General features: G+C 70.6%; 20 protein-coding genes. 11 read left to right on the plus strand and 9 right to left on the minus strand.

Annotation, left to right across the window (positions count from 1 at the left end; all coding sequences use genetic code 11):
• Positions 1–11: 11 nt before the first annotated feature.
• Positions 12–1,190: a class I SAM-dependent methyltransferase gene (locus FHX53_RS12945; protein ID WP_182491806.1), complete on the minus strand. Its 1,179-nt coding sequence runs from the start codon at positions 1,188–1,190 to the stop codon at positions 12–14.
• 142 nt (positions 1,191–1,332) lie between these two features.
• Between FHX53_RS12945 and groES the strand changes: the two genes are divergently transcribed.
• The 4 genes from groES to FHX53_RS12965 all read left to right on the plus strand — a co-directional run bounded on the left by groES (position 1,333) and on the right by FHX53_RS12965 (position 5,510).
• Positions 1,333–1,629 (plus strand): co-chaperone GroES, encoded by a 297-nt coding sequence (gene groES / locus FHX53_RS12950; RefSeq protein WP_168914950.1) that lies wholly within the window; start codon positions 1,333–1,335, stop codon positions 1,627–1,629.
• Positions 1,630–1,719: 90 nt separating this feature from the next.
• Complete coding sequence (gene rarD / locus FHX53_RS12955) at positions 1,720–2,646, plus strand: EamA family transporter RarD (RefSeq protein WP_182491808.1); 927 nt, start codon at positions 1,720–1,722, stop codon at positions 2,644–2,646.
• 36 nt (positions 2,647–2,682) lie between these two features.
• Complete coding sequence (locus FHX53_RS12960; protein ID WP_182491809.1) at positions 2,683–3,981, plus strand: ABC transporter substrate-binding protein; 1,299 nt, start codon at positions 2,683–2,685, stop codon at positions 3,979–3,981.
• 266 nt (positions 3,982–4,247) lie between these two features.
• Positions 4,248–5,510, plus strand: a complete 1,263-nt coding sequence (locus tag FHX53_RS12965; protein ID WP_182491811.1) for an ABC transporter substrate-binding protein — start codon at positions 4,248–4,250, stop codon at positions 5,508–5,510.
• Between the two features lie 348 nt (positions 5,511–5,858).
• Here FHX53_RS12965 and FHX53_RS12970 read toward each other — a convergent pair whose 3' ends face one another.
• The 4 genes from FHX53_RS12970 to FHX53_RS12985 are packed head-to-tail and all read right to left on the minus strand — an operon-like array spanning position 5,859 to position 9,754.
• Positions 5,859–6,638 carry an ABC transporter ATP-binding protein gene (locus FHX53_RS12970; RefSeq protein ID WP_182491845.1) on the minus strand — a complete coding sequence of 260 codons (780 nt, stop codon included), beginning with the start codon at positions 6,636–6,638 and terminating at the stop codon, positions 5,859–5,861.
• The gene (locus FHX53_RS12975) at positions 6,616–7,545 is read right to left on the minus strand and encodes an ABC transporter ATP-binding protein (RefSeq protein ID WP_182491812.1); all 930 of its coding nucleotides are present in this window, start codon (positions 7,543–7,545) and stop codon (positions 6,616–6,618) included. Before FHX53_RS12975 ends, FHX53_RS12970 begins: the two co-directional genes overlap by 23 nt.
• Positions 7,535–8,515, minus strand: a complete 981-nt coding sequence (locus FHX53_RS12980) for an ABC transporter permease subunit (RefSeq protein ID WP_182491846.1) — start codon at positions 8,513–8,515, stop codon at positions 7,535–7,537. The genes FHX53_RS12975 and FHX53_RS12980 overlap by 11 nt, the downstream gene beginning before the upstream one ends.
• Before the next feature lie 12 nt (positions 8,516–8,527).
• The gene (locus FHX53_RS12985; protein WP_182491814.1) at positions 8,528–9,754 is read right to left on the minus strand and encodes a branched-chain amino acid ABC transporter permease; all 1,227 of its coding nucleotides are present in this window, start codon (positions 9,752–9,754) and stop codon (positions 8,528–8,530) included.
• A 330-nt stretch (positions 9,755–10,084) separates the two neighbouring features.
• Here FHX53_RS12985 and guaB point away from each other — a divergent pair, with 330 nt between their 5' ends.
• Complete coding sequence (gene guaB / locus FHX53_RS12990) at positions 10,085–11,587, plus strand: IMP dehydrogenase (RefSeq protein ID WP_182491815.1); 1,503 nt, start codon at positions 10,085–10,087, stop codon at positions 11,585–11,587.
• Here the strand turns inward: guaB and FHX53_RS12995 are convergent.
• A complete protein-coding gene (locus FHX53_RS12995; RefSeq protein WP_343051028.1) occupies positions 11,575–12,615 on the minus strand; it encodes a Gfo/Idh/MocA family protein in 1,041 nt (346 codons plus the stop codon). The genes guaB and FHX53_RS12995 overlap by 13 nt on opposite strands.
• 79 nt (positions 12,616–12,694) lie before the next feature.
• Here FHX53_RS12995 and FHX53_RS13000 point away from each other — a divergent pair, with 79 nt between their 5' ends.
• The 6 genes from FHX53_RS13000 (at position 12,695) to FHX53_RS13025 (ending at position 17,435) form a co-directional block, all read left to right on the plus strand.
• Positions 12,695–13,816 carry a GuaB3 family IMP dehydrogenase-related protein gene (locus tag FHX53_RS13000; RefSeq protein ID WP_182491817.1) on the plus strand — a complete coding sequence of 374 codons (1,122 nt, stop codon included), beginning with the start codon at positions 12,695–12,697 and terminating at the stop codon, positions 13,814–13,816.
• A 6-nt stretch (positions 13,817–13,822) separates the two neighbouring features.
• Complete coding sequence (locus FHX53_RS13005; protein WP_182491819.1) at positions 13,823–14,575, plus strand: SURF1 family cytochrome oxidase biogenesis protein; 753 nt, start codon at positions 13,823–13,825, stop codon at positions 14,573–14,575.
• Between the two features lie 9 nt (positions 14,576–14,584).
• Positions 14,585–15,037, plus strand: coding sequence for a DUF3817 domain-containing protein (locus FHX53_RS13010; RefSeq protein ID WP_182491821.1), 453 nt, complete (start codon positions 14,585–14,587; stop codon positions 15,035–15,037).
• A complete protein-coding gene (guaA, locus tag FHX53_RS13015; protein WP_182491823.1) occupies positions 15,034–16,608 on the plus strand; it encodes a glutamine-hydrolyzing GMP synthase in 1,575 nt (524 codons plus the stop codon). The genes FHX53_RS13010 and guaA overlap by 4 nt, the downstream gene beginning before the upstream one ends.
• 260 nt (positions 16,609–16,868) lie before the next feature.
• Positions 16,869–17,102: a hypothetical protein gene (locus tag FHX53_RS13020; RefSeq protein ID WP_182491824.1), complete on the plus strand. Its 234-nt coding sequence runs from the start codon at positions 16,869–16,871 to the stop codon at positions 17,100–17,102.
• Between the two features lie 69 nt (positions 17,103–17,171).
• Positions 17,172–17,435 carry an SGNH/GDSL hydrolase family protein gene (locus tag FHX53_RS13025; RefSeq protein WP_182491826.1) on the plus strand — a complete coding sequence of 88 codons (264 nt, stop codon included), beginning with the start codon at positions 17,172–17,174 and terminating at the stop codon, positions 17,433–17,435.
• Positions 17,436–17,514: 79 nt separating this feature from the next.
• On the opposite strand, the gene FHX53_RS13030 is transcribed toward FHX53_RS13025, so the two are convergent.
• The 3 genes from FHX53_RS13030 to FHX53_RS13040 form a co-directional block, all read right to left on the minus strand.
• Complete coding sequence (locus FHX53_RS13030; protein ID WP_182491828.1) at positions 17,515–18,321, minus strand: Bax inhibitor-1/YccA family protein; 807 nt, start codon at positions 18,319–18,321, stop codon at positions 17,515–17,517.
• 93 nt (positions 18,322–18,414) lie between these two features.
• The gene (locus tag FHX53_RS13035; RefSeq protein ID WP_220476445.1) at positions 18,415–18,984 is read right to left on the minus strand and encodes a hypothetical protein; all 570 of its coding nucleotides are present in this window, start codon (positions 18,982–18,984) and stop codon (positions 18,415–18,417) included.
• A partial coding sequence (locus FHX53_RS13040; protein WP_182491830.1) for a DUF4190 domain-containing protein occupies positions 18,981–19,264 on the minus strand: 284 nt, incomplete at its 5' end. The genes FHX53_RS13040 and FHX53_RS13035, both read right to left, overlap by 4 nt.

A 19,264-nucleotide genomic window follows, 5' to 3' on the forward strand; every position in this document is an offset into this window, starting at 1 on the left:
ACCGGCTCTCGTCAGTCGACGCGCTCGACGAGTAGCGCCACGCGCTCGCCCGCGGCCCGCGTCAGCACGAGCGTCGCCGCGTTCGGGCCCTGGGGCTTGAGCTGCTTCCGGAACAGCGCGGGGTCGATGTCGACGCCGCGCTTCTTGATCTCGATCGTCCCGACGCCGCGCTCGCGCAGCGCTTTCGCAATCCGCTTCGCGTCGAGCGGCCACCGCTCGAGCACGCGGAACGCCCGCGCGAACGGCGTCGGCGCGAGCCGATCGGCCGTCACCCACGCGATCGTGGCGTCGAGCATCCGCCCCTCGATCGATCGGGCGAGGTCGCCGATGAGGCGGGCCCGGATGACCGCCCCATCGGGCTCGTACAGGTACTCCCCGAGGGGGCCGGCCTCGACGTCCGGCGAATCGTCGGCCGCCACGAGCTCCGCGGCCCCCTGCGGGCCGAGCACGAGCGCCGCCCGTCGGATGCCCGGCCGCGCGAGCGCGCCGCTCCACAGCACGACCTCGACGACCTCGCCGCCGCCGCTCACCCACTGCGCCTCGACGTCGGCGGGGATGAGCGCGCGGTCCATCCCGGGCGCGAGCTTGATGCCGCCGGGTCGACGCCGCGCGATCGCGAGGGCGGCGTCGAGCGAGGGCGACCAGTCGTCGGGGGAGGACAGTCGCCGCGCGCCGGTGCGCCGCGCGGGGTCGAGCCACACGGCGTCGACGCGGGTCGCGTCGACGGCCTCGGCGTCGCCGAGCTCGACGGTCGCGCGCTCCCACGGGGCGAGGTTGTAGGCGGCGATCGCCGCGGTCGGCTCGTCGCGCTCGACGGCGAGCACCTCGAGGTCGAGCGCCGCGAGCGCCATCGCGTCGCCGCCGATGCCGCATCCGAGGTCGGCGACGCGCGTGAGGCCCGCCGCGACGTACCGGCCGGCGTGCTGCGCCGCGACCCCGAGCCGGGAGGCCTGCTCCAGGCCCGCCTCGGTGAAGAGCATCCGCTCGGCGAACGGGCCGAACTTCGCGACGGCCTTCCTGCGCAGTCGGTGCTGGGTGAGGACGGCGGAGACGCGAGCGGGCGGATGCCCGGCGCGGCGCAGACCGGCCACGAGCGAGACCGCATCGGCCGTCGAGTCGCTCGGCGGGAGGCCCGCGAGCAGGTCGAGCGCCTCCGCCGTCAGCAGCTCCCGCACCTCGCTCGCGTCCATCGTCCGATCCTCCCACGCGCTCCGATGCCGCGCGCTGGCACTCGGATTGCATGAGTGCTAACCGCTTCGGTACAGTTGACCCTGGCACTCGCAGGGCGAGTGTGCCAATCCCCTCAACGTCTTAGGAAAGAAGAGGTCAACCGTGTCGGTCTCCATCAAGCCGCTCGAAGATCGCATCGTCATTACGCAGGTCGAGGCGGAGCAGACCACCGCTTCGGGTCTCGTGATCCCCGACACCGCCAAGGAGAAGCCCCAGGAGGGCGAGGTCGTGGCGGTCGGCCCCGGCCGCATCGACGACAACGGCAACCGCGTCCCGCTCGACGTCGCGGTCGGCGACAAGGTCATCTACTCGAAGTACGGCGGCACCGAGGTCAAGTACGACGGCCAGGAGTACCTGGTGCTCTCCGCCCGCGACATCCTCGCGGTCATCGTCCGCTAGTCGCGGCGCTGCGATCCGGCCCCCTCCCGCCTCGGCGGGCGGGGGCCGTTCGCGTCCGAACGGGCAGTTTCCCGGGCGTACACTGACCCGGTGCCCGACTCCCGCGCCTCTCGCAGCGGGCTGCTGCTCGCGATCGGCGCCTACGGGCTCTGGGGCTTCCTGCCCGCCTACTTCCTCCTCCTGACGCCGAGCGGCGCGGTCGAGATCGTCGCCTGGCGGGTCGTGCTGTCCCTCGTGTTCTGCGTCGCGCTGCTCGCGGTGACGCGGGCGTTCCTGCCCTTCGCGGCGGTGCTGCGCGACCGGCGGATCATGGTGCTGAGCCTCGCGGCCGGCATCCTCATCGCCGTCAACTGGACGGTCTACGTCTACGGCTCGACCAACGGCTTCATCGTCGAGGCCGCCCTCGGCTACTTCATCAATCCGATCGTCACGGTCGCCCTCGGCGTGCTCGTGCTGCGCGAGCGGCTGCGTCCGTGGCAGTGGGTCGCCGTCGGGATCAGCGTCGCCGCGGTGCTCGTGCTTGCGATCGGCTACGGCCAGCCGCCGTGGATCGCGCTCACCCTCGCCTTCTCGTTCGGCGTGTACGGCCTGCTCAAGAACCGCATGGGCCCGCGCGTGGGGGCCGTCGCCGGGCTCACCCTCGAGACCGCGTGGCTCACCCCGCTCGCCGTCGTGGTGCTGGGCGTGCTCGCGAGCGCCGGCGAGCTCACGATGGGGCGGGAGGGCCTCGGGCACGTCGCCCTGCTCGGGCTCGCGGGCATCGTGACCGCCGTGCCGCTCCTGCTGTTCGCGGGCGCCGCGCGTCGGCTGCCGCTCACGGTGATGGGGTTCATCCAGTACCTCGCGCCGCTGCTGCAGTTCGCGTTCGGGGTCGCCGTCATGGGTGAGCCGATGCCGCCCGAGCGCTGGCTCGGTTTCGCGCTCGTCTGGCTAGCACTCGTCGTCCTGACCCTCGACGCCGTGCGGCACCGACGGCGCACCGGAGCGGTGCGCGTGCCCGAGGTCGCGGCCGGGTAGTGTGCCGCCGAACCCTGCACCTCGGAAGGATCCCTCATGCGCCCCGCCGCCGCGACCGCCCTCGCCCTCGTCCTCGCCACCGTCGCGCTCGCCGGGTGCACCGCGACGGAGCCCGTGGCCACTCCGACGCCCGTCGTCACGACCGCGACGCCCACGCCCATTCCGCCGAGCGGCGACGGCATCCTGCGCATCGGCACGCTCGTACCGCTCACCGGCCCGTCCTCATCCCGCGGTCCCGTCCAGGTCGCGGCCGTCGAGATCGCCGTGCGTGACATCGCCGCGGCCGGCGGCGTGCTCGGCGCTCCGGTCGAGGTCATCCATCGCGACGTGGGTGACCCCGCGACGCCGAAGGCGGAGGAGTCGTTCGCCGACCTCGTCTCGCGCGGAGTCGACGTCGTCATCGGTCCGTCCGACCCTGGCCTCGTGCTCCGCATCGCACCGCTCGCCGCCGAGTCCGGCGTGACGATGCTCGTCCCAGGAGCCAGCACCGCGGCCGTCGGGGCGGCCGACCCCGCAGACGTGCTCTTTCGTGTCACTCCGCCGCTCACCGCGCAGGTCGCCGCGGTCGGGCGGGCCCTCGTCGCCGACGGCGTCGAGTCGATCGCGCTCCTCACCGCCGAGGGCGAGGAGGGTCTCGCGCTCGCCGATGCGCTACGCACCGCACTCGAGGGCGCCGACGTCGACGTCGTCGTGCCCGAGCCGCTCACCGCCGCCACCCGCGCCTCGACCCTCGCGCGCGAGCTGCTCGAGCCCGAGGCGGGCGATGGCGAGGAGGCCGCGCCCCGCCCCATCGACAGCGTGATCGCCGCCACGAGCGCGGACCTCGCTCCCATCACCGGAGCGGCCCTCGAGGCCCTCGTCGACGCAGGCTTGGAGGCCGGCGGGCTCTGGCTCCTCGGCGACAGCCTGGTCGACTATGCAGCAGTCGTGAATGAGGGAGCGCTCGAGGGAGCCCAGGGCGTGCGTGCGGGAGCCGATGTGAGCGACCGCTTCCGCACGATCCTGCGGCAGTCCGACCCGGGCATCCCCTCATTCGGCTTCGCTGCAGAGGTGTACGACGCCGTGATCCTCGCCGCGCTCGCCGCTGAGCTCGCCGGCGACGACGGCGGACCCTCGATCGCTGCCTCGCTGCGCGCGGCCGCAGCCGACGGCGTGCCGTGCACGAGCTTCGGCGCCTGCCTCGACGTCCTCGCTCAGGACCGCGAACCCGACTATGACGGCCTCAGCGGCCTCCTGACGATCGACGAGTCGGGAGATGTGGTGGATGCGCGGCTCGCCCTGTTCCGCTACTCCGCGGCGGGCACTCCCGAGCGCGACGGGGTGCTCGGCGACTGAGCGTCATCGACGGCTCGCGAGCACGGCAACGGACGTCCGGCGGGGCGCGAGCACCTGGCCGCCGGAACTGCGGAATCCGTCGCGGGAAAGCGCGTCATCTGCGAAAACCGCTGCGGAGAATCCCCCATGAATTCGTTTCGGGGCGTTACAGGGCTGTAACCCCAATGTATTGTGCGCGCCCGCTCCGTCACCCACCGTGGCAGGACAGCGATGGTGCATGCGCATCGTCGTCTTCCTGAACACATTCGAACTACGCAAGGAGCAACATGGGCGTATTCACCACGGCCTCGGCCGGCCGCTCGCGGTCCTTCTCGGCGACTCTGGGCGGCCTCTCGCTGCTCGGCGCCAGCGCGCTCATCCTGAGCGGCTGCGCTGCGCCCGCCGCGGAAGAGCCCGAGGAGTCGCAGGGCCCCCGCGAGGACCTCACTCTCACGATCGGCACCATCCTTCCCCAGTCAGGCGCTCTCGCGTTCCTCGGGCCGCCCGAGATCGCGGGCGTCGACCTCGCCGCGCAGGAGATCAACGAGGCTGATCTCGGCATCGAGATCGAGGTCATCCACCGCGACTCCGGCGACACAACGACCGACACTGCGACCGTCTCGGTCACCGACCTCCTCTCGCAGGACGTATCGGCGATCGTCGGCGCCGCATCGTCGGGCGTCTCATTCACGGTGATCGACCAGATCACGGGCGCCGGCGTCGTGCACTTCTCGCCGGCGAACACCTCGCCCGACTTCACCAACTATGACGACGACGGCCTGTACTGGCGCACCGCCCCGAGCGACCTGCTCCAGGGCGAGGTGCTCGGCAACGTCATCGCCGGTGACGGAGCGGCCACTCTCGGTCTCCTCGTCCTCAATGACGCCTACGGCACCGGCCTCGCGGCCGCGCTGACCGAGTCGTTCGAGGCCGCGGGCGGCGAGGTCGTCGAGGAGCAGCTGTTCAACGAGGGCGACACGAGCTTCGATGCTCAGATCTCCTCGCTGACCGCCGCCGCTCCCGACGCGATCGCGGTCATCACGTTCGACCAGGCCAAGGTCGTCGTTCCCGCCCTCGTGGGCGCGGGCTACCCCGGTGACTCGCTGTACTTCGTCGATGGCAACCTCGCCGACTACAGCGCGGACTTCGAGGCCGGTCTCATCACCGGTGCGAAGGGCACGCTCCCCGGCCCGGCCATTGATGACGACTTCCGCGAGCGCCTGCTCGAGGTCGACCCGGCGCTGACCGAGTTCTCGTACGCCGCCGAGTCGTACGATGCCGTCATCCTCCTCGCGCTCGCCGCTCTCGCGGCGAACTCGACCGAGGGCACCGAGATCGCGTCGTTCCTTCAGGAGGTCTCCGGTGGCACCGGTGACGGTGAGAAGGCGACCGACTTCGCGTCGGCCGCGCAGATCATCCTCGACGGCGGCACCGTCGACTTCGACGGCGCGTCCGGTCCGATCACGTTCGATGAGAACGGCGACCCGACCGAGGCCACCATTGGCGTCTACGAGTACGGCGACGACAACACCTACAGCCGCATCAACTAGCGCTCGCTAGCGCGGTGCGGAAGGGCCCCGGCTTCGCGCCGGGGCCCTTCCCCGTCCGCCGGATGCCCGTGGTGCGCCGGGCGCGCACGTCGCCCCGCTGCGCCGTGCGCCCGACCCGTGCGCCCAGCCCCCTCGCCCACGCGTCGGCGTACGCCGCGCGCCGCCTGCCCCTGCACAGCGGCCCCGACCGAATGCAGGGAGCGGCGGCCCGCGACGCGGCGTGTCGCCGCGGCACGCGGGAGAAGCGGCCCTCGCTCCCTTGATTCGGTCGAGGCACGGGAGCGACGAGACGCGGAACGGCCCCCGCGCGCCGGAGCGCTCGGGGGCCGTTCCGCGGGTGCTGCGGGTCTACTCCTGACCGAGGGTGCCGAGGTACAGGCCGATGACCTTGGGGTCGTTGAGGAGGTCGCGGCCGGTGCCCTCGTAGGCGTCGGTGCCCTGGTCGAGCACGTAGCCGCGGTCGCAGATCTGCAGGCAGCGCCGCGCGTTCTGCTCGACCATGATCGTCGTCACGCCGGCCTTGTTGATCTCGCGGACGCGGATGAACGCCTCGTCCTGGCGAACGGGCGAGAGCCCCGCGCTCGGCTCGTCGAGCAGGATCACCTCGGGGCTCATCATGAGCGCGCGGCTCATGGCGACCATTTGCCGCTCGCCGCCCGAGAGCGAGCCCGCGCGCTGCGAGAGCCGCTTGCCGAGCTCGGGGAAGATGCTCGTGACGAAGTCGAGGCGGTGCTCGAACTCCTTGGGCTTGAGGAACATGCCCATCTCGAGGTTCTCGCGGATGGTGAGGGTCGGGAAGACGTTGTTCGTCTGCGGGACGAATCCGACGCCCTTGGCGACGAGCTTGTTGGCCTTGAGGTTCGTGATGTCCTCGCCGTAGAGGGTGATCTTCCCCTCCCGGACCTTCACGAGTCCGAAGATGGCCTTCAGGAGGGTCGACTTCCCGGCGCCGTTGGGGCCGATGATGCCGATGAGCTCGCCGGCGTGTGCGGTGAGCGAGCACGCGTTGAGGATGTTGATCCCCGGGAGGTAGCCCGCGGTCACGGTGTCGACGTGGACGACGATCTCGCGCGTCGTCGCCGCCGCGGACCCCGCTGCGGCGGCCTCAGTGCTTGGACTCGTCGGCATCGTCATGTGCCAGCTCCTTGATCGCGGTCACCACGTCGGTGTCGGGCTCGCCGAGGTCCTGGTCGTGGTGCGAGCCCAGGTAGGCGTCGATCACGGCGGGGTTCGCCATGACCTCGTGAGGATCACCCTCGGCGACGACGCGGCCCTCCGCCATCACGACGACCCAGTCGGCGATGTGCCGGACCATGTGCATGTCGTGCTCGACGAAGAGCACGGTCATGCCCTCCTTCTTCAGGTTCAGGATGTGGTCGAGCAGCGACTGCGTCAGTGCCGGGTTCACGCCGGCCATCGGCTCGTCGAGCATGACGAGCGTCGGCTCGCTCATGAGCGCGCGCGCCATCTCGAGGAGCTTGCGCTGGCCGCCGGAGAGGCTCGCAGCGTAGTCGTCCTTCTTCCCATCGAGCTTGAAGCGCGCGAGCAGGTCGAGAGCGCGCTCCTCGATCGCCTCCTCCTCCTTGCGCCAGAACCACGGGAAGAGGGCCCGCGCGAGGCTCTCGCCCGACTGCCCCTTCGCCCCGAGTTTCATGTTGTCGAGGACGGTGAGGAGCCCGAGCGCCTTGGTTAGCTGGAAGGTGCGCACCTGGCCCTTGCGCGCCACGCGGAACGCCGGCACGCCGGAGATCGACTGGCCGTCGAAGGTCCAGGTGCCCTCGTTCGGCTTATCGAACCCCGTGAGCAGGTTGAAGAGCGTGGTCTTGCCGGCACCGTTGGGCCCGATGAGCGCCGTGATGGCGCCGCGCGGGATCTCCAGGTGCTCGACGTCGACTGCCGTGAGGCCGCCGAACTGCCGCTTGATGCCGTCGGCGACGATGATCGGGTCAACCTTCTTGACGCCGGGAGCGGGCTCGCCGACGTGCAGACCGGTGGACTTGACGGGGGCGCCGTTGGCGCCGGCGCTACTTGACAAAGGCCAGCTCCTTCTTGTTGCCGAGGATGCCCTGTGGTCGATAGATGACTATGACCATGATCGCGATCCCTACCAGGATGAATCGAAGCTGACCTGCCTGGACGCTCGACATGAAAGGCAGCCAGCCAGCCTCGACGGCTCGGGCGATGAAGCCCGAGAAGAACGACAGCAGAACCCAGAAGATGACCGATCCGAGGATCGGGCCGAGCACCGTCGCCGCGCCGCCGAGAAGCAGGATCGCGTAGATGAAGAACGTCAGGGAGGTCTGATAGTTGGAGGGGACGACGGCGCGAGGCAGGATGAAGATCATTCCGGCGAGGGAGCCGAACACGCCGCCGATGATGAGCGACTGCATCTTGTAGAAGTAGACGTTCTTGCCGAGCGCGCGCACGGCATCCTCGTCCTCGCGGATGCCCTTGATGACGCGACCCCACGGGCTCGACATCAGGCGCCAGGTGATGAGCGCCGCGAGCGCCACGAGGCCCCAGCCGAAGATGCGCACCCACCAGTCGTACTCGTTGTACACCCACGGGCCGAAGCCGTAGGTGCCCTCGGGGATGGGGTTGAGCTCCTCGAAGCCGCCCTTGTAGCCCTGGAGGCCGTTCGCCGAGCCCGTGACCGGCTCGAAGGTGTTCGTCGTGAAGAGCAGACGGAGGATCTCGGCGGCCGCGATCGTGACGATCGCCAGATAGTCGGCGCGCAATCGCAGCGTCGGCACGCCGAGTATCAGCGCGAAGACGATCGATGCGCCGATGCCGAAGAGGATGGCGCCCCACACCGGGAAGCCGAAGGTCAGGGTCGCGATCGCGTACCCGTACGCTCCGAGGGCCATGAAGCCCGCCTGCCCGAAGTTGAGCAGGCCCGTGAACCCGAAGTGGATCGCGAGCCCGAGGGCGGCGAGCGCGTAGGCGGCCGTGGTGGGAGAGATGATCTCCTGCGCGGCGTTGGAGAAGAGAAGAAGCCAGTCGATCATGATGCGCTCCTAGCCGATCCGCTCTTTGCGGCCGAGGATTCCCTGGGGCCGGATGAGCAGGACGATGATGAGGATGACGAGGGCGCCGACGTACTTCATGTCGGACGGGATCCACAGGGTCGAGATCTCGACGAACATTCCGACGACGATCGCACCGACGAGGGCTCCGAACGCGGTGCCGAGGCCTCCGAGCGTGACGGCCGCGAAGGTCAGCAGCAGGATCTGGAAGCCCATGTCCCAGCTGACGCCGGGTCGGAAGTACGCCCACAGGATGCCCGAGAGCCCGGCGAGGACCGAGGCCAGCACCCAGACGATCCGGATGACGCGGTCGACGTCGATGCCGCTCGCCGCCGCGAGCGCGGGGTTGTCGGAGACCGCACGCGTCGCCTTGCCGATGCGGGTGCGCAGCAGGAAGTAGGCGACGCCGAGGAGCACCACGACCGAGAGCGCCATGCTCGCGACGTCCACCCAGGTCAGGCCGAAGAGGCCGATCGACCCGGTGGTGTCGGTCGCGCCCGGCAGCTGCGAGGTGCCGCCGCCGATGAAGTACTGGTAGACGTAGCGCACCGCGAGCGAGAGGCCGATGCTCACGATCATGAGCGGGATCAGCCCGACGCCCTTCCGACGGAGCGGCTTCCAGAGCGCCGCGTCGTTGAGCCACCCGAAGGCGCCGCTCAGCGCCAGCGCGATCGGGATGGCCAGCCAGATCGGCACGTCGAGGAAGACGCCGAACAGCAACGTCATGAGCGCCCCGAAGGTGATCAGCTCGGCGTGCGCGAAGTTGCTCAGGCCCGTCGTGCCGAAGATCAGCGACAGGCCGATCGCGGCGAGGGCGAGGAGCAGACCGAAGTTCAGACCGTTGAAGATGCGCTCGAACACCTGGTCGATGTAGCTCGTCGTGTTGCGCTCGCCCTGACCGATGAAGAAGTTGGCGACCGTGCTGCCGCTCTGGCCGACGCTCACCTCGCGGACGTTGGGCGCCTCGCGGTCCTCGTCGATGACGGCGATGCCCTCGGGCAGCGAGCTCTCGTCGAGGGTGACGGTGTAGTCGCCCCGCTCCGGAACCCCGACCGCCCAGCGACCCTCGGCATCCGACTCGACGTCGACCTCGAAGCCGTTCCCGGCGATGACGAGCAGGACGTCCTCCAGCGGCTCATCGGCGAGCTCGACGATTCCGAAGATCCGGAAGTCGTAGTCGTCGAGGCCGACCTCGTCCGCCATCGCCGGAGATGCCATCGAGAGTGAGAGTGCAGCCAATCCCGCGGCGAAGAGGCCGGCGAGGAATCGCGAGGCCTTTCGCGCGCGTGGTCTGCTAGCAGCGTGAGCCACGAAACCTCCAGGTCGTTTCGGGTGAGGCGCTCTGCCCCGCGGGCGGGTAGCCCGAGTTTCGTCCACGATGACGATACGGACGGGATGTTGCGCCCGTGTTTCTCGGCGCGGCCTCCCGACCGTCCCCCATTATGACGGCGGAATACTCGACGGCCTAACTCGTTAAGATGGAGCACCGGTATCCGACGCCGCATCCGGGAATCTTCGGCTCTCGACCTCTCTCGACCAAGGGGACTCATGGACCAGCCCGACCCGTTCGGCTTCATCGGACTCACCTACGACGACGTCATGCTCCTGCCGGCGCACACCGACGTCATCCCCTCGGAGGCCGACACGAGCTCGCGGCTGACGCGCCGCATCCGGGTGCACGCTCCGCTGCTCTCCGCCGCGATGGACACCGTGACCGAGGCCCGCATGGCGATCGCCATGGCGCGGCAGGGCGGCATGGGCATCATGCATCGCAACCTCTCGATCGACGAGCAGGCCGAGCAGGTCGACAAGGTCAAGAGGTCCGAGTCGGGCATGATCTCGAATCCGGTCACGACGACGCCCGATGCGACGGTCGCCGAGGTGGATGCACTCTGCGGGCAGTTCCGCGTATCCGGTCTTCCCGTGGTCGAGGGCGATGGTCGCCTCGTCGGCATCATCACCAACCGCGACATGCGCTTCGTCTCGCCGTTCGAGGCCTCGTCGACCCTCGTGCGCGACGTCATGACGAAGGTGCCGCTCATCACGGGGCCGGTCGGCATCTCGCAGGGCGAGGTGCTCGCGCTGTTCGCGAAGCACAAGATCGAGAAGCTGCCCCTCGTCGATGAGGCGGGCCGCCTGCACGGCCTCATCACCGTGAAGGACTTCGACAAGAGCGAGCAGTACCCCAACGCTACGAAGGACGAGGAGGGCCGCCTCCGCGTCGGCGCCGCGATCGGATTCTTCGGCGATGCCTGGGATCGCGCCGGTCGCCTCCGCGACGCCGGTGTCGACGTCGTCGTGGTCGACACCGCGAACGGCGACAGCCGCGGCGTGCTCGAGATCATCGCGCGCCTGAAGGCCGACCCCGCCTTCGCCCACATCGACGTCATCGGCGGCAACGTGGCGACGCGATCGGGGGCCCAGGCGCTCGTGGATGCCGGCGCGGACGCCGTCAAGGTGGGCGTCGGTCCCGGATCGATCTGCACCACCCGCGTCGTCGCGGGCGTCGGCGTTCCCCAGGTGACCGCCGTCTACGAGGCATCGCTCGCCGCGCGCCCCGCGGGCGTTCCGGTCATCGCCGACGGCGGCCTGCAGTACTCGGGTGACATCGCGAAGGCGATCGTGGCCGGCGCCGACACCGTGATGCTCGGCTCGCTCCTCGCGGGAACCGACGAGAGCCCCGGCGACCTCATCTTCGTGAACGGCAAGCAGTTCAAGTCGTACCGCGGCATGGGCTCGCTCGGCGCGCTGCAGACGCGCGGCACGAAGACCTCGTACTCGCGCGACCGCTACTTCCAGGCCGATGTGCCGAGCGACGAGCAGCTCATCGCCGAGGGCATCGAGGGGCAGGTGCCCTACCGCGGCCCGGTCGGCTCGGTCGTCTACCAGCTGCTCGGCGGCCTCCGGCAGTCGATGTTCTACACGGGCGCCCGCACGATCGACGACCTGAAGGTGCGCGGCAAGTTCGTGCGCATCACGGCCGCCGGTCTGAAGGAGTCGCACCCCCACGACATCCAGATGGTCGTCGAGGCGCCCAACTACCGCCGGTAGCCGCGCGAGGGCGGCGTCGGCACGCGAGCGCCCGACTCGTGCGAGCGGATCACCGCGTGCGCGAGCTCGAGCGCACGGCGACCCGCCGACGCCGGCACGGGCGGGGGCGAGCCCGCGCGCAGAGCCGCGAGCACAGCATCCAGGTGACGGTCGAAGGTGCGCTCGAACGACCTCGCTTCGTCGTCGAAGTAGCCGGGGCGCCACACGCGCTCGGTCTCGTCGCCGACTGACTGCAGCGTCAGCGCCCGTACCGTGTCGTGGATGACCGCGCGGCCCGCGGTGCCGTTGAGCTCGACGCGCTGGGTGTCGGGGTAGGCGTACGACGAGTCGTACGAGCCGAGCATGGTGCCGACGGCTCCCGACGCGAATTCGAGCGCGATCGCGACGGTGCTGAACGCGCCGTAGGTCATCGACGTCATCTGCGCGGCGACCGAGGCGATCGGCCCGCACAGGTGCTCGAGCATGTCGAAGCCGTGGCACTGCGTCTCGATGAGGTTGGCGTGCGGCGACGGCCCGCGGTTGGCCTCGCCGCCGAAGCGCCAGGTCGCGAACACGAGGTCGCCGAGCTCACCGGCCTGCAGAGCCGCCCGCGCGCGCAGCACCGGCTCGGCGTAGCGATGATTGAAGTTGATGGCGAAGAACGTGTCGCCCGCCGCGTCGAGCAGCGCATCGGCCTCGCCCAGGTCGAAGACGAGCGGCTTCTCGACGAGCAGCGGCACACCGGCCTGCAGGAGCTCGCGCGTCGGCGCGAAGCGCCCCTCGTTCGGGAGGCTGACCATGACGAGATCGGGATGCTCGGCCTCGAGCATCCCGGAGATCGAGGTGTACCCGCGCGTGCCGTACGCGGCCGCGCGGGCGGCGGTGCGCTCGGGCGACCGCCCGACGACGGCCACGAGCTCGGTGTCGACGCGCTCGGTGACGACGCGCGCGTGCTGGGCTCCCCAGCCGCCGGCCCCGACCACCGCGATGCGCAGCGGCGGCACGTCGCGCAGGCCCGGCCGCTGGATGCTGAGTGCGCTGCCGGTCACGGGTGCTCCCTCCGCGGCCGGCTCGTGCCGCCCGCCTGCGTCACGCTACCCCTCACCCCCCGCCCGATAGGCTGATGCGGTGACGGACATCGAGATCGGGCGGGCCAAGCGCGCCCGGAGGGCCTACTCCTTCGACGACATCGCGGTGGTGCCCAGTCGGCGCACGCGCGACCCCGAGGTCGTGTCGATCGCCTGGAGCATCGACGCTCTCAAGTTCGACATCCCGGTCATCGCCGCCCCGATGGACTCGGTCGTGAGCCCCGAGACCGCGATCGCGATCGGGCGCCTCGGCGGCCTCGGAGTACTCGACCTCGAGGGGCTGTGGACGCGGTACGAGGATGCCGCGGCGCAGCTCGCCCGAATCCGCGAGCTCGACGGCCCCGAGGCGACCGCGGAGATGCAGCGCATCTACGCCGAGCCGATCAAGCCCGAGCTCATCAGCGCGCGCCTGGCCGAGATCCGCGCGGCCGGCGTGCCCGTGGCGGCGGCCCTGAGTCCCCAGCGCACGCAGGAGCACCACGAGGTCGTCGTCGACGCGGGCGTCGACCTCTTCGTCATCCGCGGCACGACGGTGAGCGCCGAGCACGTCTCGAAGTCGAGCGAGCCCCTCAACCTGAAGAAGTTCATCTACGAGCTCGACGTGCCCGTCATCGTGGGCGGCGCCGCGACCTACACCGCCGCGCTGCACCTCATGCGCACGGGCGCGGCCGGCGTGCTCGTCGGCTTCGGCGGCGGCGCCGCGTCGACGACGCGCCTGAGCCTGGGCATCCACGCCCCGATGGCGACCGCGGTGAGCGACGTCGCCGCCGCGCGACGGGACTACCTCGACGAGTCGGGCGGCCGCTACGTGCACGTCATCGCCGACGGCGGCCTCGGCACGAGTGGCGACATCGTCAAGGCGGTCGCGATGGGCGCCGATGCCGTCATGCTCGGCTCGACCCTCGCGCGCGCCGAGGAGGCGCCGGGCGGCGGCTGGCACTGGGGCGCGGAGGCGCACCACCCCGAACTCCCGCGCGGCAACCGCGTGCACGTCGGCCAGCTCGCGTCGCTCGAGCAGCTGCTCTTCGGCCCGAGCTCGCACGCCGACGGGCGGGTCAACCTCATGGGCGCCCTCCGGCGCTCGATGGCGACGACCGGCTACTCCGATCTCAAGGAGTTCCAGCGGGTGGATGTCGTCGTCGCGCCTTACCAGGGGCACTAGCCAGCCGTGTGGCGCATCGCCCGTCGCCCCAAGTGGATCGCGGCGCTCCTGCTCGCGCTCGGCGTCGCCGCGGTGTTCGCGGCGCTCGGCCAGTGGCAGCTCGAGCGCTCGATCGAGGCGGCGACGGTCATCGAGCGCGACACGGAGACGCCCGTGCCGCTCGAGTCGGTGGCCGAGCCGCAGGAGGTCATGACCTCCGATGCGAGCGGGCGCACGGTGAGCGTCGACGGCACGTGGGTCGAGGGCGATGACGTCGTCGCGACGGGTCGCGAGAGCGGGGGCGAGCCGGGCGACTGGATCGTCCGGCACCTCGTGACGAGCGATGGGGCGAGCCTCGCGGTCGTCGTGGGGTTCGTGGCTCCCGGAGCGGACATCCCCGACCTGCCCGTCGGCGAGGCGAGCCTCGTCGGCCGGTACGTTCCGAGCGAGTCGCCGCAGCAGTCCGACTTCGAGGCGGGCGAGCGGCGCGCGATCGCGGTGGCCGAGCTCATCAACCTGTGGCGCGATGTCGACCTCGTCTACTCGGGCTATCTGGCGGCGGCGGATGCTCCGCCGGGGCTCGAGGAGATCGCAGCGCCCCCGCCCGAGGGCGACGTCGAGCTCAACCTCCTGAATTTGTTCTACGCGATCGAGTGGGTGCTGTTCGGCGGCTTCGCCGTGTACCTCTGGTGGCGCCTCGTGCGCGACGAGTACGAGAAGGAGCAGGCGGCGCTCGCAGAGGCGTCGACGGCGGCCGAAGCCCCCAGCCCGCCCGCCTAGACTGGAGCCATGGCGCTCGGCCCCCAGCCCTCGGACATTCCCCTCATCCGTCGCACGCTCGCCGTTTTCAAGGTCTCGTCGATCGTCACGGGCCTCTTCCTGCTCGGTCTCGTCGTGATGATGGTCACGCGCTACGGCTTCGGCCGCGACATCGAGCTGCTCGGCCCCGACGGGTTCCTCGCACTCACGCCGAAGGAGGAGCTGACGGGCGTCAACCTCTCGATCGTGCTCCTGACGGTGCACGGCTGGCTCTACGTCGTCTACCTCGCGTGCGACTTCGTGCTGTGGCGGGTCGCCTACCAGGGGGCGCGCAGCTACGCCTTCCTCCGCTTCCTCTGGATCGCGATGGGCGGAATCGTGCCCTTCCTATCCTTCTACTTCGAGCGGCAGGTGCCGCGCGAGGTCGAGGCGATCGTCGCCGAGCTCGACCAGCAGACCACGACCCAGGAGGCCTCCGCGTGAGCGAGACCGACCACCGCCCCGTTCTCGTCGTCGACTTCGGCGCTCAGTACGCGCAGCTCATCGCCCGCCGCGTTCGCGAGGCGAGCGTTTACAGCGAGATCGTGCCGCACACGATCTCCGCCGAGGAGGTCGCGGCGATGAACCCCGTCGGCATCGTCCTGAGCGGCGGGCCGTCGAGCGTGTACGAGCCGGGCTCGCCGAGCCTGGATCCGGGCATCCTGCAGCTCGGCGTGCCGGTCATGGGCATCTGTTACGGCTTCCAGGTGATGGCGCAGCAGCTCGGCGGCGAGGTCGCGAAGACGGGTCGCCGCGAGTACGGCGCGACGACGATGACGGTGCACGGCGACGGCGGCGCGCTGCTCGCCGAGCAGCCGGAGTCCCAGACGACGTGGATGAGCCACGGCGACTCGGTCGCGAAGGCGCCCGACGGCTTCGAGGTGCTCGCCTCGACACCCGGCACGCCCGTCGCGGCCTTCGCGAGCGACGAGCGGAAGCTGTACGGCGTGCAGTGGCACCCGGAGGTGAAGCACTCCGACTTCGGCCAGCGCGTGCTCGAGAACTTCCTGCACCGCGCCGCGGGCATCACCCCGGATTGGAACAGCGGGAGCGTCATCGCCGAGCAGGTCGAGCGGATCCGCGAGCAGGTGGGGGATGCCCGGGTCATCTGCGGCCTGTCCGGCGGCGTCGACAGCGCGGTCGCCGCGGCGATCGTGCACGAGGCCGTCGGCGACCAGCTCGTGTGTGTGTTCGTCGACCACGGACTCCTGCGGGCCGACGAGCGCCGCCAGGTCGAGGAGGACTACGTCGCAGCCACGGGCATCCGCCTCGTGACGGTGGATGCCCGGCGGCAGTTCATGGACGCGCTCGCGGGCGTCGCCGACCCCGAGACGAAGCGCAAGATCATCGGGCGCGAGTTCATCCGCACCTTCGAGAACGCGGCCGAGGCGCTCGTGCTCGAGGCGCAGGGTGAGGGCGAGGCCGTGAAATTCCTCGTGCAGGGCACGCTCTACCCCGACGTCGTCGAGTCGGGCGGCGGCACCGGCACGGCCAACATCAAGAGCCACCACAACGTCGGCGGTCTACCCGAGGACCTCGAGTTCGAGCTCGTGGAGCCCCTGCGCGCGCTCTTCAAGGACGAGGTGCGCGCGATCGGCCGCGAGCTCGGCCTTCCCGAGGCGATCGTCAGCCGCCAGCCCTTCCCCGGCCCGGGTCTGGGCATCCGCATCATCGGCGAGGTGACCGAGGCGCGCCTGGAGATCCTGCGCCAGGCCGACGCGATCGCGCGCGAGGAGCTCACGGCCGCGGGCCTCGACGGCGAGATCTGGCAGTGCCCGGTCGTGCTGCTCGCCGACGTGCGGTCGGTCGGCGTGCAGGGCGATGGCCGTACGTACGGGCATCCGATCGTCCTGCGCCCCGTGTCGAGCGAGGACGCGATGACGGCCGACTGGACGCGCCTTCCGTACGACGTGCTCGCGCGCATCTCGAACCGCATCACGAACGAGGTGCCCGACGTGAATCGCGTCGTGCTCGATGTGACATCGAAGCCGCCGGGGACGATCGAGTGGGAGTAGTCGCCGGCTCGTGACGAGCTGACGCGGCCGCCGACCGATCGGTCCACCTGCGGTGCGCCCGTCCCGGACGTGTTGTCACGCCATGACACGAATCACGCAAACCCGAATGCGCTTCATGTCACGGCTCAGCGCGGTCTCGATCCTCACCCTCGGTCTCGTGGTCGCAGCGGGGATCGCCCCCACCAGAGCGTCGCCCAGCGGCTCCGAGCTACCCGGCGATCATCGCGAGCACGAGCAGCTACCGGGCCAGGACGATCAACGTGGCGTGCTCGGCGGCCAGCACGGCGAGCATCCCCGGTCAGATCGCGGCTGTCGGTGACCGGGTGGCGGCGAACGCCTCACTCGTGACCATCACGGTCGGCGGCATCGACGCCGCAGCGGCCGCGATCGTGGCGGCGTGTAGCGCGGACTCGCAGTCGCTCGCGTGCGCCCAGGCGTTCGGTGCGGCGATCGCGAATCTGCCGACGGTCACCCAGAGTCTCGTGGGCACGTAAAGCGCGGTCGCGGCGGCCTTCCCGAAGGCGCGGATCTCCGTCCTCACCTATCCGCGGCTCTTCGACCCGTTGTTCCCCGATCCGGTCACCGCGGCCACCGTCAACGGCGCGACGGACGCCCTCAACGGCGCCCTCGCGCAGGCGGTCCTCCTCACCGGGAACCCCCGTGTCTCGCTCGTCGACGTCACCGCCGACTTCGCTGCGCACGGCATCGGCTCGGCGGACCCGTGGATCGCGTACGGGTCCTCGGTCGAGAGCCTCCACCCCAACGCCGCCGGTAACGCCGCCTACGCGGCCGCGGTGCGGCAGGTCGCGGTCATCCGCGGCCACTGACCGCTCCGCCCTCGCCCGAACCGGAACGCAGAACGGGCCGCCCCGAAGGGCGGCCCATTCCTGCTGAGTGGCGCGTCGTCTAGTCGTTGCCGCGCAGGATCGCGAGCATGCGCAGGATCTCGATGTAGAGCCAGACGACTGTGACCATGATGCCGAAAGCCGCCTGCCACCCGAAGGCGGCCGGAGCGCCGCGGCGGACGCCCTGCTGGATCGAGTCGAAGTCGAGCACCAGCGAGTATGAGGCGAGAAGGATGACGAGAACACCCAGGAGCAGGGCGACCGGGATGCCGAAGATCTCGCCGCCGCGCATGCCCCACGGGTCGCTGTTGACGCCGAACACGATGAGACCGAGGTTGATGAGCGAGAACACGGCGTAGCCGATGATCGCGATCATGAAGACCTTGGTCGCTCGCTTCGAGGCGCGGATCTTGCCGCTGCGGAACAGCACCAAGACGACACCGATGATCACGAAGGTCGCGATGACTGCCTGCGTGGCGACACCGGGAGCGATCTGCTCGAAGATCGCCGAGATGCCACCGACGAACAGGCCCTCCAGTGCGGCGTACGCGAGGGTCAGCGGCGCGCTCGGCTTCTTCTTGAAGATCAGGACGAGCGACACCACGAAGCCGGCGATCGCGGCGGGGATCGCGAGCAGCGGCACGAACCAGCCGATGGCCGCAGCCGCGAGGAGGACGGCGAACGAGCCGACGATCTTCTGGATCGTGTTCTCGTACGTCATCCGGTCGGTCTGCTCAGCCGTGGCGGCGGGCCGGCCGTAGAGCTCGTCGAGCTGCTCGGCGCTCGGGGTCTGCGAGAACTGGATCGCCTTGGTCGCGTTGTGCGTGAAGGCGGGGGAGTTCGAGAAAGCGGGATTGGACGTTGCCATGGTTTCCTCTTCGACGTGTCGGCCGCGGGGAGGCTCCCCGGTCGGCACTGACACCAGTGTAGAGAGGGATGCTCGGCGAAGGAACGTCGGAGGCTATGCGCTCGCTGTGGGCGTATCGGTCGCTGCGGCGCCGCGGGCGGGGCGGCGGATGCTCGCCACGGGCCGGGCGAGGGCCCGAGCGCCCCAGGCCGACCCGACGACGACGGCGGCGGAGAGGGCGAGGGCCACGGGCATCCACCGGTACTCGGCGAACAGCGCCGCGCACACGACGCCGTTGAGGAGGACCGGGCCGACGGCGAGCACGCTGCGCCACGGCCGGTGCCGGACGAGCAGCCAGAACAGGAAGGGGATGGTGAGCGTCCACATCGAGGAGGGGCCTGTGAGGAGGAGCCAGACGACGAGCGTCGAGGGCGCGAGGGGGAGGACGCGGCGCCACCCGGCCGCGGGCATGATCAGCCAGCCGGCGATGTGAGCCGCTGAGCCCGTGATGAGCGGGATGAGATTGCCCGTGTCGGAGGACTGCAGGTGCAGCAGTCCGCCGACGATGAGGAGCAGGCCGATCGCCCGGCGATCGTCGTAGCGGCCCCATCGCAGGGGCAGGCGCGCGGCGGGCTCGACCCGGGAGGCCGGGGTCGCGGCGGTGCGGGCGGGGGCCTCGGTCATGAGGCGAGGGCGACCCAGACGGCGGCGGCGATGATGACGAGCAGAAGGAGCCACAGCCACCCCAGCCCGATCGCGACCCACGCCAGGACGGCCCCACGCTCGGCGCCGTGGGACCGGGTGATCTGGCCGGCGGCGAGGTGACCGAAGAGGGCGGCGAGGGGGCTGAGCAGGATTCCCAGGAGCAGGGCGAGCACGGCGAGCGGGTTCAGGCGCGCGGCTCGCGCGGGCGGCGCGGGCGGTGCGGCGTCGGTCGGGCCGGGGCGCAGGGCGGGCATCCCGT

The sequence above is a fragment of the Microcella alkalica genome, from assembly GCF_014137945.1.
In the GTDB taxonomy this organism is placed as follows: Bacteria; Actinomycetota; Actinomycetes; order Actinomycetales; family Microbacteriaceae; genus Microcella; species Microcella alkalica.